The organism is Streptomyces sp. NPDC034111, assembly GCF_055575375.1.
On record NZ_JBVIST010000003.1, the window covers coordinates 271955 to 289047 of the forward strand.

A 17093-nucleotide genomic window follows, 5' to 3' on the forward strand; every position below is an offset into this window, starting at 1 on the left:
TGAACTGTGCTTGTCCCGTGAACTGCCGTAGTCCCGCTCAACTCGACACCCCCATAAGGTCGTTCGTAAGGCCTTCCCTCAGCCCTCTGTCCGGTCGGCGGTCCGCCGGCCGCTCCTCGTCGAAGCCGTACTGCCCGATGCCCAGCAGCAGGCGCAGGGTGGGCAGGACGGCGGCGGCGCGGTCGCGGTCCAGGCCGGGGCCGAAGCCGGGCGGGGCGAGGGCCGCGGTGTCGCCCGCGCGGCCGCGTGCGGTGGCGGGGCCGCGGCGGATCAGTTCGCCGAGCGTGCGCCGCACCCCGGCCTCGTACTCGGCGAACGTTCTGCGCAGCAGCGGCAGTACGTCCGTGAACACGGCGTCCGGCACGCTGGTCAGCCAGCCGTCGAGCAGCGCGAGCAGCCGTTCGTCGTGGACCAGCAGCATGCCGCCGTCCCCGCCAGGACCGCCGCCGACGAAGCCCTCGATCCAGCCGGCGGCGTCGGTCGGCTCGGTGCCCGGCGAGAGCGCCAGCCCCATCAGCCGCTCGGCTTCCCCGTCCCCCAACTCACCGTCGTCCAGCAGGAGCCGGGCCGCCCGGCCACGGAGCAGACCCGGTACGGCGTCCCGCTCGCTCACCGACCGCAGCACCCCCGCCCACCGCGCACGCAGCCCCACCGGCCGCACCCCGGACCGGGTCCCCGGCGGGGTCTCCGGCCGGGTCTCCGGAGGGCTCACCGACTGGGCGAGGAGGGCGACGGCCTGGTGGGTGGCGTCGAGCGGGCCCCGCATCCCGGCGGCGCCGTCCGCGTCCAGACCGGCGCAGGCCGGCGGCAGTCCGACGAAGACCCGCTCGGCCAGCCCCGTCGCCACCTCGCGGAGCGCCGTGGCGTCCGTGCCGCGCACATCGCCGTAGCGCACGGACCGGACCAGGGCGGGCAGCGCCTGCGCGAGCCGGCCCACGTCCGCGTCGAGCGCCGCACGGTCGGACAGCGCGCGCATCACCACCGGCAGGGCGTCGGGGAGTTCGGCACGCAGACACTGCTCGGCGAGCGCGGTCACCTCGGCGAGGGCGGCCGCACCGGTCGCCTCCGCCGCGGCCTTGGCGGTGGCCGCGGAGAGCACCGTCGTGCCCCAGATACCGGCCTCCGCGACCCGCACCGCCAGCTCGGGCTCCCAGCGCAGCCGCCAGGTCTCCCGGAACGTGCCGGTACTGCCGCGGGAGGCGGCGGGCTCGCCCCACGGGATGCCGAGCAGCCGCAGCCGGTGCAGCAGCCGGCTCCGCCCGGCGTCGGTCTCCTTGCGCAGATCCAGCTCCAGCTCCCGCTCCAGAGCCTCGGGTTTGAGCCGCAGCGCCCGCTGATGGCGGGCGATGTCCCGTTGCAGCGGCACCGCGGGGGCACCCGCGGGGACCTCACCCAGCACCTCGCCGACCACCAGCCGGTCGTGGATCAGCAGGGACGGTGCGTCGGACCCGTCGCCCATGACGGCCCGGACCGCCTCGTCCAGCTCGGGCAGCCCGGCCAGCGGGCGGCCGCGGACCGCGGCCAGCCCCTCGGCGAGCCGCACCGCCTCGATGACATGCGCCGACGAGACCGCGTAGTCCTCCTCCCGCAGCACTCGGGCGACCTTGGTGAGCCAGCGTTCGACGGGACGGTCGGGGGAGCTGAAGAGGTGGCCGTACCAGCCGGGCGAGGTGATACCGGCGCCGTAGCCGCTGCGGCGGGACAGCCGCCGGTGCGTCCACGGCACCCAGGTCACGGCCACCTTCGCCTTCGGCAGGCCCTTGAGCAGCTGCCGGTCGGCGGCCATCGTCGTACGCCGCTCCAGCGCCGGGACGTGCCAGGCCCCGCACACGACGGCGATACCGTCCCCGAACTCCTTGCGCGCGGCCCGCAGTCGCAGCCGCATATGCGCCTCGCGCACCGGGTCGGTGTCACCTCCCGCTCGAACGGAGCCGGCAGCGGAGGAGAATCCGCCGTCGCCGTACGCCTCGCGCAGCGCCCCCATGGCCTCGGCGAGCGCCGCGAACGGCGCCAGCGCATCCGCACCGGAGCCTCCCTCGCTCTCGGCGCCACTCCCCCGGGAGGTGCCCCCGGCCCCGCGGTGCTCGACCACGTCCTCCCACCAGCGCTCCGGATCGTCATAGCCGGCCGTCTCGGCCAGCACCCCGATCGGATCGCCCCGCAGTCCGGCAGCGCCACCGCTCCCCCCACCGGCCTCCTCGGACAGCCCCGCCCCTGCCCCCTCGTCACCCTCGTCACCGCCGTCACCGACCTCGCCATCCGCCCCGTCGTCCCCGTCCGTCATGGCCAGGGAGTGCGCGGCGGGCAGGTCGATGAAGCGGACGGGAACGCCGTGCTCCAGGGCCCAGCGCATCGCCACCCACTCCGGGGAGAACGCGGCCAGCGGCCAGAACGCCGCCCGGCCGGGATCGTCCTGCACATGGGCGAGCAGCGCGACCGGCGGCCGCATGTCCTCCTGCGCGGCCAGCGGCACCAGCGCGTCCGCCTCCGGTGGGCCCTCGATCAGGACGGCGGCGGGCGCGCACTGGTCCAGGGCGGCGCGCACCGCCCGCGCCGAGCCGGGGCCGTGGTGCCGCACCCCGAGCAGCACCGGCCCATGCCCCTCCCGCGGCTGCCCGCTCATACGGTCACCTCACGGCAGGCGCGGTAGAAGTCCTTCCAGCCGTCGCGCTCGCGCACCACCGTCTCCAGGTACTCCTGCCAGACGACACGGTCGGCGGCCGGATCGCGGACCACGGCGCCCAGGATGCCCGCGGCGACGTCGCCGGCGCGCAGCACGCCGTCGCCGAAGTGGGTGGCCAGCGCCAGGCCGTTCGTCACCACCGAGATCGCCTCGGCCGTGGAGAGCGTGCCGGACGGCGACTTGAGCTTCGTACGGCCGTCGGCGGTCAGGCCGTCCCGCAGTTCGCGGAAGACCGTGACGACCCGGCGGATCTCGTCCATGCCCTCCGGCACGGCGGGCAGATCCAGCGAGCGGCCGAGCTGGCCGACCCGGCGCGAGACGATGTCCACCTCGTCGTCCGGGGTCGCGGGCAGCGGAAGCACCACGGTGTTGAAGCGGCGGCGCAGCGCGCTGGAGAGTTCATTGACCCCGCGGTCGCGGTCGTTGGCCGTGGCGATCAGATTGAAGCCGCGCACGGCCTGCACCTCCTGCCCCAGCTCCGGGATGGGCAGGGTCTTCTCCGACAGGACCGTGATCAGCGTGTCCTGTACGTCGGCGGGGATACGGGTCAGCTCCTCGACCCGGGCGGTCATGCCCTGCGCCATCGCCCGCATCACCGGACTGGGCACCAGGGCTTCCCGGCTGGGGCCGTTCGCGAGCAGCTGGGCGTAGTTCCAGCCGTAGCGGATCGCCTCTTCGGGGGTGCCCGCGGTGCCCTGCACCAGCAGGGTGGAGTCGCCGCTGACGGCCGCCGCCAGATGCTCGGAGACCCAGGTCTTGGCCGTGCCGGGCACACCGAGCAGCAGCAGCGCGCGGTCCGTCGCGAGCGTCGTCACGGCGACCTCGATGATCCGGCGCGGGCCGACGTACTTGGGCGTGATGACCGTGCCGTCGGCGAGCGTGCCGCCGAGCAGATACGTCGCGACCGCCCACGGCGAGAGCCGCCAGCGCTCCGGCCGCGGCCGGTCGTCGGCCGCGGCGAGCGCCGACAGCTCCCCGGCGAAGCTGTCCTCGGCATGCGGCCGCAGCGCCTCGCCGCCCCCCGTCCCCGCCGCCGTCCCGGCCGCCGCGGCGCGGTCCGCCGTGGTCCCGTCGCCGGTCTTGTGAAGGCCGTTCCCGGTCGTGTGAAAGGTGTGGTCGGACATGGCTCCCCCTCGTCGCAAGGACTGCGGCCGACCGCGTGAAAACCCGTCGGCCGCTTGCGGGATCAAGCCTGCACCACGCCACTGACAACGCCCCCGAAAAGCACCTCTGACCTGCACTTTCGGCGCGGGCGAGGGGCATTGTCAGTGGTGCGCCGTAGCGTCGGAGACATGAATCCGCAGGGGGAACGCTGGACGACGGATCAGGTGCTCGCACTGGCACCTGACGAGGCATCACGCAAGGCGGGCGGCAAGCTCGCGGGGCCCGGGCCGTGGTCGGAGACGGGCGCGGACGGGGGCGCGGTGTGGGGGCTGTGCAAGGGCAGCGGAAAGAAGCCGTACCAAGCGGTCGTGGACCTCAAAGGCCCCGCCTTCACGTGCAGTTGCCCGAGCCATAAGTTCCCGTGCAAGCACGCGCTGGGCCTGCTGCTGCTCTGGGCCGGCGACGAGGGGGCGGTGGCGGCCGGGGAGCCGCCGCAGTGGGCGGACGCGTGGCTGGCCGGCCGCCGGGAGCGCGCCGAGCGGGCGGCCCCCGCACCGCCGGGCGCGGGGGCCGGCTCGCGCGCGCCCGCCGATCCGGACGCCGCCAGGCGGCGGGCGGAGCGCCGGATGCAGCGGATCGGCGCGGGCGCGACGGAGCTGGAGCAGCGACTGGAGGACCTGCTGCAATCCGGTCTGGCCTCGGCCGGCCGCGCGCAGGCAGGGGCCTGGGGGGCACGCTCCTGGGACGAGACGGCCGCGCGCATGGTCGACGCCCAGGCACCCGGACTCGCGGCCCGCGTAAGGGAGTTGGGGCCAATCATGGCGTCCGGCCCGGACTGGCCCGCCCGGCTGCTGGAGGAGTGCGCGCTGCTGCACCTTCTCGACCAGGGCTTCCTCGGCATCGAGCGGCTCCCGGCCCCGCTCGCCGCGACGGTCCGCACCCGGGTCGGGCTGACGACGGAGACCGCGGACCTGCTGACCGACCCCGATACGGCGACGGTGCGGGACCGCTGGCTGGTGCTCGCCCAACAGGACAGCGACGACGGCAGGCTGACCACCCGCAGAATCTTTCTGCGCGGTGAACGGACCGGCCGGATGGCGCTGCACCTCTCCTTCGGCGGCGCCGGCCGCCCCCTGGAGCAGGCCCTGCCACCCGGTCTGCTGCTCGACGCGGACCTGGCGTACTACCCGGGGGCCCGCCCGCTGCGCGCCGCACTCGGTGAGCGGCACGCCCCGGCCGCCCCGGGACCGGTGCCGTCCGGCTGCGGCATCGACGCCGCCCTGGCCGCGTACGGCGACGCGCTGCGCGACGACCCATGGCTGGACTCCTGGCCGGTGGTCCTCGCGGACGTCACCCCCATACCGGGCCGCGACGGCGCGGGCTGGCAACTGGCCGACGCGGACGGGGAGTCGGCGCTCCCGCTGGACCCCCGCTGCCTCGGCCGCACGGGCCTGTGGCAGCTGGCCGCCATATCGGGCGGCGCGCCCGTCACGGTCTTCGGCGAATGCGGCCACCGCGGCTTCCTGCCGCTGACCGTCTGGGACCCGGCCCCGGTGTCCCTGTGACCCCAGCCACCGGTCGCGCCGGCCGCGACACCCACTCACACCGGAACTCCGTCCACCACCGATACCTGGAGGAAGGGCATGACGACAACCACCAGCCCTGACACCACCCCCACGCCCACCGGCACCACCACAACAACGGCCACAGCAACAACCACAGCAACGACCACCGGCACCACCACACCGCCAGCTCCCCCACCCACCGCGACCACCCCCGCGCCCTGGCCCGACCTGGTGAGCGCCGCGCTGCTCGGGACCGAACGGCGGCAGCCACCGGTGACCGTACGGCCGGGGCAGGGCGCCGCGGCCGCACTGCTGGACGCCGCCGCGCTGAGCACCGTCCGCCGGCGCGCCGCGCTGCGCCCCGCCCCGGCCGGCGAACGCCCCGCCCCGGCCCCCGCCGACCCACGGCCACCGCTGCCGCCCGCCGCGCGCCGCAGACTCTCCCTGCTGCTCGCCGACCGCGGCGGCGCCGGAGCCGGCACCCGCCGCGGCACCGCCCCCGACCTCACCGAACTCCTGCCCCAGTGGCTGGCCGCGGCCGACGGCCACGGCTACCGCGCCCCGGAAGCCCTGCTGCCCGCACTGCTCGACGCCGCCCGCGCCCGTACGGACCTACGGCCGGCCGCCCTCTCCCTGGCCGGGCCCCGCGCCCTCTGGCTGGCCCGGCTCAACGACGCATGGAAGTTCGTCCTCCGCGGGACCGGCAGCCCCGCAGAGCTCCCCGAGGACGGCGACCCCGAGCGCGTCCAACGACTGTGGGAGGAAGGCCTGTTCGCGGAGCGGATCGCCCTGCTGACCGCACTGCGCCGCCGCTCCCCACAGGCCGGCCTGGAACTGCTGGGCGCAACCTGGCCCACCGAGCGGGCCGAGGACCGTCTGATGTTCCTCGACTCGCTGCGCGAAAGCCTCACCGCGACCGATGAACCCTTCCTCGAACAGGCACTGTCCGACCGCAGCCGCAACGTCCGCGCCACCGCCGCCGAACTGCTCTCCGCACTCCCCGGCTCGGCCCTCGCCGCCCGTATGGCACGGCGCGCCCACGCACACGTCAGCCTGGACCGCTCCCCGAACCCACCGGTGATCGTCGTCGAAGCCCCCCACGAGTGCGATGCGGGGATGCAGCGGGACGGCGTGGCACCCACGCCGCCCTCCGGGCGCGGCGAACGGTCCTGGTGGCTGGGCCAGTTGGTGGAGGCCGCACCACTCGACGGCTGGCGCGCCCGGTTCGAGGGCCGCGACCCGGCCGCGATCGTGGCGCTCCCGGTGGCCGACGACTGGCGCACCGAACTGCACGACGCCTGGTGCCGCGCCTCCGTGCGCCAGCACAACGCCGACTGGGCGCGGGCGCTGCTGGGCGCCCCGGGCGCCCCCGCCCAGGCCGCCGAGGTCGCCCCGGCCGGCTCGTCACGGGACCTGACCAAACTGCTGACCGTACTGCCCGAGGACGAACGCGCCCGCTGGGTGGCCGAGTTCATCGCCGCCCACGGCCTGTCCGACGCCTTCCGGATGCTCGGGGTGTGCGCCGTCCCCTGGGCCGAACCACTGGGCCGGTCCGTCGTGGACGCCCTGGACATCGCACGGGACGCGGGCAGCTACCCGTGGAGCTTCAGCGGAGTGATGGGCCTGGCCGAGCGCTGCCTCGACCCCGCGGCGGCCGACCGGCTCGACATGCTCACCGCGGTCACGGACGAGCCGGAGGGCGCCTCGCCCGGCTCCGGCGGCTACTGGTCCGAGGCGTTCCAACGACTGGTCGGCACACTCCGGCTGCGCGCCACGATGCGCACCGAACTCACCCCACCGCCCACGGACGGCGACGACCGGAGCGCGCCATGATCAACCACGCCCCGGCCGCCGACGGCCGCCGCCGCTCCCCGCCGCTCCCCGGCGGCTCAGACCGCCGGCGCCCGCACATTCGCATGGACCCACTCCACGATCGAGGCGGTCGTCGCACCCGGAGTGAAGATCTCCGCAACGCCCTGCGCCTTGAGCGGCGCGATGTCCGCCTCAGGAATGATGCCGCCGCCGAAGACCTTGATATCGGCCGCGTCGCGCTCCTCCAACAGGGCGATGACCTTCGCGAAGAGAGTGTTGTGCGCGCCCGAGAGGATGGACAGCCCGATGGCGTCGGCGTCCTCCTGGATCGCGGTGTCGACGATCTGCTCCGGCGTCTGGTGCAGTCCGGTGTAGATGACCTCCATACCGGCGTCACGCAGCGCCCGCGCAATGACCTTGGCGCCCCGGTCGTGCCCGTCCAGCCCCGGCTTGGCCACCACCACACGGATCGGCCCCGACCTGCCCGCCATGCCCTGGCTCCCCGCTTGCGCCCCGTCCTGCCGAGCCACACTCATCACTGCCTCCAAGCCATGCACGACACGGTGGTGCCGCCGAGCCGACAATCGATCGCGCAGCCGCGATCGGCGGCCACGAGCGTGAACGAACGTTATCTCCAGCATCCCGTACCCAGCCGTTTCGTGACATCCGGCGAGGGGGAAATCACACATGGGACACGTTCGCTACGCGCCGCGGACCGCGCGTCGTGCCGTCAGGGACAGGCGGCCCGGTGCGCACGGGCCGGGCGTCCGGGGAGCCGCAGCCGGGCCGGCGCGCCGATGGCCGCGCATCAGGGCGAGCACGCCGCATGCTCGCCATCGCTGCTCATGGCTTCCCGCGAGGGCACACGGGGGTCACAGCTGCCTCCCGCGCGCCGTTCGGGAGGTCGGCCATGCAGGCCCTGCCCTTTCTCTCCGCACCACTTCTGCTCGCCCGGTTCCTCTCCACACCCCTCCGGTGCGCACGACCGCTCCCCCCGCGCGCCGCTGCCCTCCTGCTGCGCAGCACGGTGATGGAGCTCGCGGTCCTCGCCGGCCACCTCCTGCTCTACCCCACCGGCATCTCCGCGGAGCGCCCCCTCCCCCACCCCGCACCACCACCCACGGCCGACACCCCGCCAGGGCAGCCGCCGGACGCCACCCACCCCGCCACCGCCGCACCCTCGCTCCTGCCGACCGAGGGCCGGGCCCATCCGCCCGTCCTCCTGCTCCACGGCTTCATCGACAACCGCTCCGTCTTCGTACTGCTGCGCCGCTCACTGCACCGCCACGGCTGGCGCCACATCGAGGCGCTCAACTACTCCCCGCTGACCTGCGATCTCCGCAAGGCCGCCGAGCTGCTGAGCCGCCATGTGGAGGAGGTGTGCGCACGGACCGGCCATCGCCGGGTGGACCTCGTGGGCCACAGCCTCGGCGGACTGATCGCCCGTTACTACGTCCAGCGGCTCGGCGGCGACAGCCGCGTCCGTACGGTCGTCACGCTCGGCACCCCGCACTCCGGCACCCGCGTCGCACCCCTGATGTCGGCGCACCCGATCGTCCGCCAGATGCGACCCGATTCCGACGTGATGGCGGAGTTGTCGCTTCCGGCACCGCATTGCCCCACCCAATTCGTCGCTTTCTGGAGCGAGGAGGACCAGGTGATGGTTCCGGCCACGACCGCCAGGATCGATCACCCGGACCTGATGGCGCACAACGTGCATGTCCCCGGCGTCGGACATCTCGCGCTACCGGTCAACGGCACCGTCGCGGCCGGCATACGCGAAGCGCTGACTTCCGCGGAGAAGGCGGCAGAGGAAGGCGGCACGGACGCCGTCTCGGTGGCCTGACGTCGCCACGCAGCGTAACCAACGGTCGAACAAACATCGAACGGGGCGCCAAGAACTCGCATGCGCTCTGCCGAAAGGCGGCCAAATGCCCGTTCTTGCCGAGTCCACATCCCGTGGAAGATTGTCGCCGTCGCGTACCGCCGGGTACAGTCGCCGCTAATTCTCCTGCTGCCGAGGCGAAAGAGAAGTTGGTGAACGACCGTCACCCATCGGAAGGCCCCCTTCCGACCGGCTCCGCTTCCGACGCCTCGTATGCGCACTATCCCGCCTACGACTCCTACGGGCAGCAGTATTCCCCCGCCGGCAACGCCGCATACGGCGACGGCGACCCCCTCTTCGGCTCACTCCCCGCCTCGTACGAGACCGGCATGTACGACACCGGCACCTACGAAACCGGCGCATACGCCACCGGGGCATACGGCGCCGGGGACTCCGGGATGTACGACACCGGCAGCTACCCCACCAACACCTACGACACCGGCACATACGGGGCAGTCGGCTACGACACGGGCAGCTACGACACCGGCAGCTACCCGACGGCGGGCGACGGCTACGACACCGGCGGGTACGACACCGACACCTTCGCCTCGACACAGTGGGGCACCGGCAGCTACGACCTCGGCGCCGCCGCGGCCTACGACCCGTACGCCCACACGGCATACGAGCCGACAACGGAACACGAGCCGCACGGTTCCGCCGGCTGCGGGCCCACCGCATACGGGCACGGCGCATACGACACCGGCAGCTACCCCACCAACACCTACGACACCGGCACATACGAGACCACCGGCACGTACGACACCGGCACCTACGCCACAACCGGCGCGTACGAACCAACCGGCGCCTACGACACGGGGGCCTTGGCGGACGCCTTCGCGACGACCGGTGGCTTCACCGTCGGCCGGCAGGCCACCGCGGTCGAGGAGAGCGAGGCCTTCGCGGCCGCCGGCTTCGGGACCTCGGACTTCGACTCGGCCGGCATCGACATCTCCGACTTCGAAACCGCGAGCTTCGAAGCCACGGAGATCTGGCCGGCCACGGACCAGGGACTGATCGCCGCCATCCCGGCACAGGCCGGCCCCCCGCCGACCGACACCGTCCAGTGGGACAGCACCACTTGGCAGGAGAACGCCCAACACGAGGACGGCTCGCCCGGTGCCGACGGCGGCCCCGACGACACCCAGGACCCCGCGGACGCCCACGCAGACAGCGACGCCGCCGCCGTGGCCGACGCCCTGACACAGGCCATGCCGATCCCCCCCGTCCCCGCCGACCCGTCCGCCCGCCGAGTCGTCGGCCCGGCCCCCGGGAAGGCCGTCCGCGGCCGTGGCCGACGGCGCCCGGCGAAGCGGTCGGCACTGCTGACCGTGGCCGTCCCTTCGGTCGCCGCCATGGGCGTGTGCGGGGTGGCCGCCGCGTCGGTCGTCGGCGTCGGCGGGGACGACAAGAACGAGACCACCAACCAGGCCGGCCCGGTCGACCCGGGTGGCCTCAAGACCTCCGCGGCCAACAGGAAGCTCGACACCCAGCTCGCCGGCCTCAGCGCCAGCGCAGACGACTTCCGCGACCGCGCCAGCCGCACCCAGGAGCGGATCGACCTCAAGGAGCGCCAGGCGCTGGAGCGTAAGCGCAAGGCGGAGGAAGCAGCCCGCAAGGAGGCCATGCGCCCCAAGTTCGTGCTGCCGGTCTCCCAGCACGGGCTGAGCGCCCTCTTCGGCCAGGCCGGGGTGAACTGGATGTCCGTGCACACCGGCATCGACTTCCCGGTCAGCTACGGCACCCCCGTCATGGCCGCCACCGACGGCACCGTACGCACCCAGTGGAACTCCGCCTACGGGAACATGGCGATCGTGACGGCGCCCGACGGTACGGAGACGTGGTACTGCCATCTGAGCAGCACCAAGATCCGCTCCGGGTCGGTCAAGGCCGGTGACCAGATTGCCTATTCGGGCAACTCCGGCAACTCCACCGGGCCGCATCTGCACTTCGAGGTACGCCCCGGCGGCGGCTCGGCCGTCGACCCGCTCCCGTGGCTGCGCAGCCACGGCCTCAACCCGAACTGAGCCCGCCCCGGGGGCGATTACCGCGCCGCCGCCTGCTCTTACCCGAGCACTGCGCCGCCGCCTCCTCTTACTCCGGCAACGATTACGGAGCGTAATCAGTTCCCTTTATTATTACACTCCGTGACGGCGAGGGGTAGGGGGTGAGCGTGGATTCCACGGTGTGCCGTGCCCTTCAGCACGCGGCCGGGGCCCGCCACCGGACGCGTGCTGAGGCCGGGACGGCGCAGGCGGCCCGCGCCGCATCGCCCCGCCGGGCATACCGCCCGGACAGTGGGGGCGCGCCGCAGCTGATTCCGGTCCTGGACCGTATCCGTGTCCCGCGCGCGGATGGAGGGCATATGCGGACGCGTCCGGAAGCCTTGTGCGGCGACAAGGCGTACAGCTCGCGCCGGAACCGCCAATACCTGCGGCGCAGGGATCAGCGAGCCAGCCGCCAGCGGCGTGGCAGCCGGGGCGGTCGGCCTACCGGTTTCGACCGGGCACGGTATGCCCGCAGGAACGAGGTTGAGCGGACGATCAGTCAGCTCAAGAGCTTCCGCGCGGTAGCGACCCGTTTCGGTAGGAGGTCCTATGTCTTTCACGGCGCTGTAACTGTGGCTGCGGTCCGGCTCTGGCTCCGCTCGTGACCCGCCCGACAGTCCATAGGGACGGCCGGGCGCCGCGCTCTGGACCGACCAGGGGAACATCCGCCGACTGCCCGGCTTCCCGCGATCGCAATCTCCGCCCCGCCCCGGGCCGTATGTGAACCTGACGTCGTCCAACAGCTGTCCTGGCCCGCAGGGCTCAACGATCGGAAGCGCGCACATGGGCGGGTCGAATCACCCTTCGAAACCGACGGAATCTCCGGCCCCGACCATCGGAGAGATTCAGGCCACGCTGGGAAAGCGCCTGGACGACGTGGCCAAGATCTTGGCCGGTGCCCTTGTGGCGGTGGCCGGCATCATGACGACCTTGGGGCTCAACAGCAAGTTCGTGTTTGTCGCCCTCAACAACAGGTCGTGGCCCATCTACGTGGCCTCGCTCTGCGCCATCATCTCCATCGTCTGTAGCATCGCCGCCCTGCTCATCCGTCCCACGGGCCGCGGGGTCCTGTGGGAGACGGGCGTGCTCGTCCTCGGCGTTGTCTTCTACATGGCCTCCCTGAGCATTGCCGTGGTCGGCGCCGCCCAGGCCGCGGGCGGAAACGGCCGCCCGACCTTCACCGACGTCAGACTCGACGGACCTCGCTCCCACATGCGGCTGCACTTCAGCGTGCACGCCGACGGCGTCCAGAAGTGGTCACACATCGAGGTGACCGTAAACCCTCAGAATCTTTCCTCCGGGAAGTGGGGCAGGGAGCTCTACTGGAGTGTGCTCAGACCTGACGATCAGGGGAAGGTTGCGCAGCAGATCGACATCCCGCTCTCGCCTCCGGCCGGAACATCGGTGGTCGCGGTTTCGGCCGTTAACCCAGACGAGTCCGGGCAGGGCGACTGCGAAGCCAAAACGCAGCACGGGCCGGCATGCACGGAACTCCACATCCCCTGAAGCCGGACCACAACGACGGGATCCACGGCTGGACTCCGCTTGTCAGCTGCCCGGCGGTTGGTGACGAGGACACGGGAGGCGATCACCGATCACTTGAGAAGGGCCCGGAGGACTCTCCCGCCCTGCCCCATCGGACAGGCTCTAGAGCTTTTCCACCGGGGCGTAGCGCAGGAGCAGGCGTTTGGGCTTTTCGCCGCCGAAGTCGATGGTGGCCTCGGCGTTGTCGCCGGTGCCCTTGACGCCGACGACCGTGCCGAGGCCGAAGCTGTCGTGGGTGACCCGGTCGCCGATGGCCAGTGGGACGACCTGGCGGTCCTTGGCGCGGCGGGTGGCGAAGCCGCTGGGGCCCTTGGAGCGGGCCGACGACAGCGTGGCGCCGATGCCCCCGCCGAGGCCGCCACCGCCACCGCCGCGCGACGAGAGGCCGCCCATTGAGGCGGAGGGGGTCGCGGGGCCGGTACGCCGCCAGTCCACGTAGTTGTCCGGGATCTCCTCCAGGAAGCGGGAGGGCGGGTTGTACGAGGGCTGGCCCCAGGCGCTGCGCATGGTGGAGCGGGTGACGTACAGCCGCTCGCGGGCGCGGGTGATGCCGACGTAGGCCAGCCGGCGCTCCTCCTCCAACTCCTTGGTCTGGCCCAGTGCGCGCATGTGCGGGAAGACGCCGTCCTCCATGCCGGTGAGGAAGACGACCGGGAATTCCAGGCCCTTGGCGGTGTGCAGCGTCATGAGTGTGATCACGCCGCTGCCTTCCTCGTCCTCGTCCGGGATCTGGTCGGAGTCGGCGACCAGCGCGACCTGCTCCAGGAAGTCGGAGAGGGTGCCCGGGCTCTCTTCGCCGCGGTCCTGCTCGAACTCGAGGGCCACCGCGGCGAGTTCCTGAAGGTTCTCGATGCGGGTCTCGTCCTGCGGGTCGGTGGAGGCCTGGAGTTCGGCGAGGTAGCCCGTACGCTCCAGGACGGCTTCCAGGATGGTGGCCGGTCCGGCGCCCGATTCGACGATCGTCCGCAGCTCTTCCATCAGGACGTTGAAGCGCTTGACGGCGTTGGCGGAGCGGGCGGCCATCCCGTACGCCTCGTCGACCCGGCGGAGCGCCTGCGGGAAGGTGATCTTCTCGCGGGCCGAGAGGGCGTCGATCATCGCCTCGGCGCGTTCGCCGATGCCGCGCTTGGGGACGTTGAGGATGCGGCGCAGCGGGACGCTGTCCTCGGGATTGGCGAGCACCCGCAGGTACGCGAGGACGTCCCGGACCTCCTTGCGCTCGTAGAAGCGCACACCGCCGACGACCTTGTAGGGCAGCCCGACCCGGATGAAGATCTCTTCGAAGACGCGGGACTGGGCGTTGGTCCGGTAGAAGACGGCGACGTCGCCGGCCTTGGCGTCGCGGGCGTCGGTCAGCCGGTCGATCTCGTCGGCGACGAACTGTGCCTCGTCGTGCTCGGTGTCGGCGACATAGCCGGTGATCTTGGGGCCGGCGCCGGCGTCGGTCCAGAGGTTCTTGGGGCGGCGGTTCTCGTTGCGCTCGATGACCGCGTTGGCGGCGGAGAGGATCGTCTGCGACGAGCGGTAGTTCTGCTCCAGCAGGATCGTGGTCGCGTCCGGGTAGTCCTCCTCGAACTGGAGGATGTTGCGGATGGTGGCGCCGCGGAAGGCGTAGATCGACTGGTCGGCGTCACCGACGACGCACAGTTCGGCGGCGGGGATCTCGGGGGTGCCGGTGCCGACGAGTTCGCGTACGAGGGTGTACTGGGCGTGGTTGGTGTCCTGGTACTCGTCGACGAGGACGTGGCGGAAGCGGCGGCGGTAGTGCTCGGCGACGTCGGGGAAGGCCTGGAGGAGGTTGACCGTCGTCATGATGATGTCGTCGAAGTCCAGGGCGTTGGCCTCGCGCAGCCGCGCCTGGTACATCGCGTACGCCTCGGCGAGGGTCTTCTCGAATCCGTCGGCCGCCGTGCCTGCGAAGGTCTCCTCGTCGATGAGCTCGTTCTTGAGGTTGGAGATCTTCGCGCTGAAGGACTTGGGCGGGAAGCGCTTGGGGTCGAGGTCGAGGTCGCGGCAGACCAGGGCCATCAGGCGCTTGGAGTCGGCGGCGTCGTAGATCGAGAAGGAGGAGGTGAAGCCCAGCTTCTTGGACTCGCGGCGCAGGATGCGGACGCAGGCGCTGTGGAAGGTGGAGACCCACATGGCGTTGGCGCGGGGGCCGACCAGCTCCTCGACGCGCTCCTTCATCTCCCCGGCGGCCTTGTTCGTGAACGTGATCGCGAGGATCTGGCCGGGGTGGACATGGCGCTCGGCGAGCAGATGCGCGATGCGGTGGGTGAGCACCCGGGTCTTGCCGGAGCCGGCGCCGGCGACGATCAGCAGCGGGCTGCCGGTGTGCACCACGGCCGCCTTCTGTTCGTCGTTGAGTCCCTCGAGCAGCGCCGCGGCGTCGACGGCCGGGCGGGCGGCGCCGTCGCGGTAGTACGCCTCCCTGGGCACGGGCACGTCGAAGCGCCCGCCGAAGAGGTCGGCGGGGATCTCCTCCGGGGCCGGCTCGTGCTCGTCCTCGGGGGGCGGCGGGTGCTCCTCCTCGCCCTTGTGGCCGAGGTCCGCCAGGAAGCTGTCGTCAAAGAGGCTGCTCATCGCCCACCGAGTCTAGGCCGCCGCACTGACAGCGTGCGGCGGAGTGGGGGATTGCCCGCCGGTTTACGGGACGTGCCCGGTGTTACGGGGGGCGGCGGCAGGTCAGGGGCCTGGCGTCGTCCTGTCGCTGCGGCCGTACGCCGGGACGGTACGGGCCGGGGCGGACCGGGTCGGGACGGGACGGGGCAGACCGGCTCGGGACGATGCGGGCCGGGTCGCGACGGCGGGCCGGGGCGGTACGGCGGGCCGGGTCGGATCGGGTCGGGTCCGGCAGCGGCGGCAGCAGCAGCACGTATCCCGAAACCGACATCTGCCGCAACAACCCCCGCATCGCGTTCAGGTCACGAAAAGGTTTCGGGCATATCGAACATCAGCCTTCACAGGAGCCACACGAGTTGGCTAACGTCCTCGCTCAGGCAGCCCGCCTCCCCGTGGACGACAGCGTCCGCACGGGCCGCCCGCGCCGAGTCCGGCCCTGCCACGAGGCATCCGGAGCCGGGGACCCACCAGCACCACCGGGGTGAATCGGTCCTGCGCCCGTCCAGGCGGACGCGCGGACCGTAGGGCAAGCCTTCCGTCAGCGACACCGCCCGAACCCGACAGCTAACCCGGTAGGCGGTCCACGGAAGGAGTTGCCGGCCTTGGCGTCCCATCGCAAGCCGCGCACCAGTGTTCTGACCTCGCCCGGAGGCCGGCGTACGGCGGCCGGGATCACCACCGCCGCCCTCGCCTCGGTCACCCTGCTCTCGCAGTCCGCCGACGCGGCCCCCAGGGCGCCCCGGCCCACCATCGAAGAGGTCAAGCAGAAGGTCGACGGGCTCTACCGCCAGGCCGAGGTGTCCACCCAGAAGTACAACGCCGCCAAGGAGCGGGCGGACCACCAGCGCGAGACCGTCAACGGCCTGCTCGATGCCGCGGCCAAGCGTGCGCAGCGGATGAACGACTCCCGGCGGGAGCTGGGCACCTTCGCGTCGGCGCAGTACCGCACCGGCGGGATGAACCCGACGGCGCAGCTGATGCTCGCCAAGGACCCGCAGCAGTTCTTCGACCGCAGTCACCTCATGGAGCGGCTGACCAGCCGGCAGAAGCAGGCGGTCACCGACTACCAGGAGCAGGCGGCCGCGGCGGCGCGCCAGCGGGCCGAGGCGACCCGCAGTCTGGAGCAGTTGCAGAGGTCGCAGAGCTCCCTCAAGGCGTCCAAGCAGTCCGTGCAGCAGAAGCTGGCCGAGGCCCGGCAGTTGCTGTCGCGGCTGACCGCGCAGGAGAAGGCGCGGCTGGCGGAGCTGGAGCGTCAGAAGGAGGCCGAGGCCAAGCGCCGGGCCGAGGAGGAGGCGCGCCGGCAGCAGGAGCGGGAGCGCCAGCGGCAGCAGGACGGCGACGGTACGAGCGGCGGTCAGACGGGGGGCGGCACCAGCGACGGCGGCTCCACCGGGGGCTCGCAGTCCACCCAGGCCGAAAAGGCCCTTGCGTTCGCCCGCGCCCAGATCGGCAAGCCGTATGTCTGGGGCGCGACCGGCCCGAGTTCCTATGACTGCTCGGGGCTGACGCAGGCGGCGTGGAAGGCGGCCGGGGTGGATCTGCCGCGGACGACCTGGGATCAGGTCAAGGTCGGCGAGCGGGTGGCGACCAAGGATCTGCAACCCGGTGACCTGGTCTTCTTCTACGACGACATCAGCCATGTCGGGATGTACATAGGCGACGGCAAGATGATCCACGCTCCGAAGCCGGGCGCCAATGTCCGGGAGGAGTCGATCTACTACATGCCGATCTACGGGAGCGTCCGCCCGGCTTGAGCCGCGGCCCGCGCCCCACTTCAGGCCACCCCCCACGGGTCACCCCCCACACGCCACCGCGCGGCCGTCGTTCCCGGA

The 17093-nt window shown here is 72.4% G+C and carries 10 protein-coding genes, 1 pseudogene and 1 riboswitch; of the genes and pseudogenes, 7 read left to right on the forward strand and 4 right to left on the reverse strand.

The window, feature by feature from the left end:
- Window positions 1–37 precede the first annotated feature (37 nt).
- A complete protein-coding gene (locus ACZ55A_RS10600; protein WP_468837195.1) occupies window positions 38–2623 on the reverse strand; it encodes a DUF5682 family protein in 2586 nt (861 codons plus the stop codon).
- Window positions 2620–3807, reverse strand: coding sequence for an ATP-binding protein (locus ACZ55A_RS10605; RefSeq protein ID WP_468837198.1), 1188 nt, complete (start codon window positions 3805–3807; stop codon window positions 2620–2622). The genes ACZ55A_RS10600 and ACZ55A_RS10605 overlap by 4 nt, the downstream gene beginning before the upstream one ends.
- Before the next feature lie 168 nt (window positions 3808–3975).
- Between ACZ55A_RS10605 and ACZ55A_RS10610 the strand changes: the two genes are divergently transcribed.
- Both ACZ55A_RS10610 and ACZ55A_RS10615 read left to right on the forward strand, forming a co-directional pair.
- Window positions 3976–5352 carry an SWIM zinc finger family protein gene (locus ACZ55A_RS10610; protein ID WP_468837201.1) on the forward strand — a complete coding sequence of 459 codons (1377 nt, stop codon included), beginning with the start codon at window positions 3976–3978 and terminating at the stop codon, window positions 5350–5352.
- Window positions 5353–5430: 78 nt separating this feature from the next.
- Window positions 5431–7185, forward strand: coding sequence for a DUF5691 domain-containing protein (locus ACZ55A_RS10615; RefSeq protein ID WP_468837204.1), 1755 nt, complete (start codon window positions 5431–5433; stop codon window positions 7183–7185).
- A gap of 56 nt (window positions 7186–7241) precedes the next feature.
- On the opposite strand, the gene ACZ55A_RS10620 is transcribed toward ACZ55A_RS10615, so the two are convergent.
- A complete protein-coding gene (locus ACZ55A_RS10620; protein WP_468837206.1) occupies window positions 7242–7655 on the reverse strand; it encodes a cobalamin B12-binding domain-containing protein in 414 nt (137 codons plus the stop codon).
- Between the two features lie 419 nt (window positions 7656–8074).
- Here ACZ55A_RS10620 and ACZ55A_RS10625 point away from each other — a divergent pair, with 419 nt between their 5' ends.
- The 4 genes and pseudogenes from ACZ55A_RS10625 to ACZ55A_RS10640 all read left to right on the forward strand — a co-directional run bounded on the left by ACZ55A_RS10625 (window position 8075) and on the right by ACZ55A_RS10640 (window position 12600).
- Window positions 8075–9010 (forward strand): esterase/lipase family protein, encoded by a 936-nt coding sequence (locus tag ACZ55A_RS10625; RefSeq protein ID WP_468837208.1) that lies wholly within the window; start codon window positions 8075–8077, stop codon window positions 9008–9010.
- 191 nt (window positions 9011–9201) lie between these two features.
- Window positions 9202–11073 (forward strand): M23 family metallopeptidase, encoded by a 1872-nt coding sequence (locus ACZ55A_RS10630; protein ID WP_468837211.1) that lies wholly within the window; start codon window positions 9202–9204, stop codon window positions 11071–11073.
- Between the two features lie 140 nt (window positions 11074–11213).
- Window positions 11214–11699: pseudogene (locus ACZ55A_RS10635) on the forward strand (transposase); the annotation flags it as partial.
- Between the two features lie 271 nt (window positions 11700–11970).
- Window positions 11971–12600, forward strand: coding sequence for a hypothetical protein (locus tag ACZ55A_RS10640; protein WP_468837214.1), 630 nt, complete (start codon window positions 11971–11973; stop codon window positions 12598–12600).
- Between the two features lie 141 nt (window positions 12601–12741).
- Here ACZ55A_RS10640 and pcrA read toward each other — a convergent pair whose 3' ends face one another.
- Window positions 12742–15222: a DNA helicase PcrA gene (gene pcrA, locus ACZ55A_RS10645; RefSeq protein WP_468837216.1), complete on the reverse strand. Its 2481-nt coding sequence runs from the start codon at window positions 15220–15222 to the stop codon at window positions 12742–12744.
- Window positions 15223–15673: 451 nt separating this feature from the next.
- Window positions 15674–15856, forward strand: a riboswitch (cyclic di-AMP (ydaO/yuaA leader).
- A 7-nt stretch (window positions 15857–15863) separates the two neighbouring features.
- Here pcrA and ACZ55A_RS10650 point away from each other — a divergent pair.
- The gene (locus tag ACZ55A_RS10650; protein WP_468837219.1) at window positions 15864–17015 is read left to right on the forward strand and encodes a C40 family peptidase; all 1152 of its coding nucleotides are present in this window, start codon (window positions 15864–15866) and stop codon (window positions 17013–17015) included.
- Window positions 17016–17093: the final 78 nt, after the last annotated feature.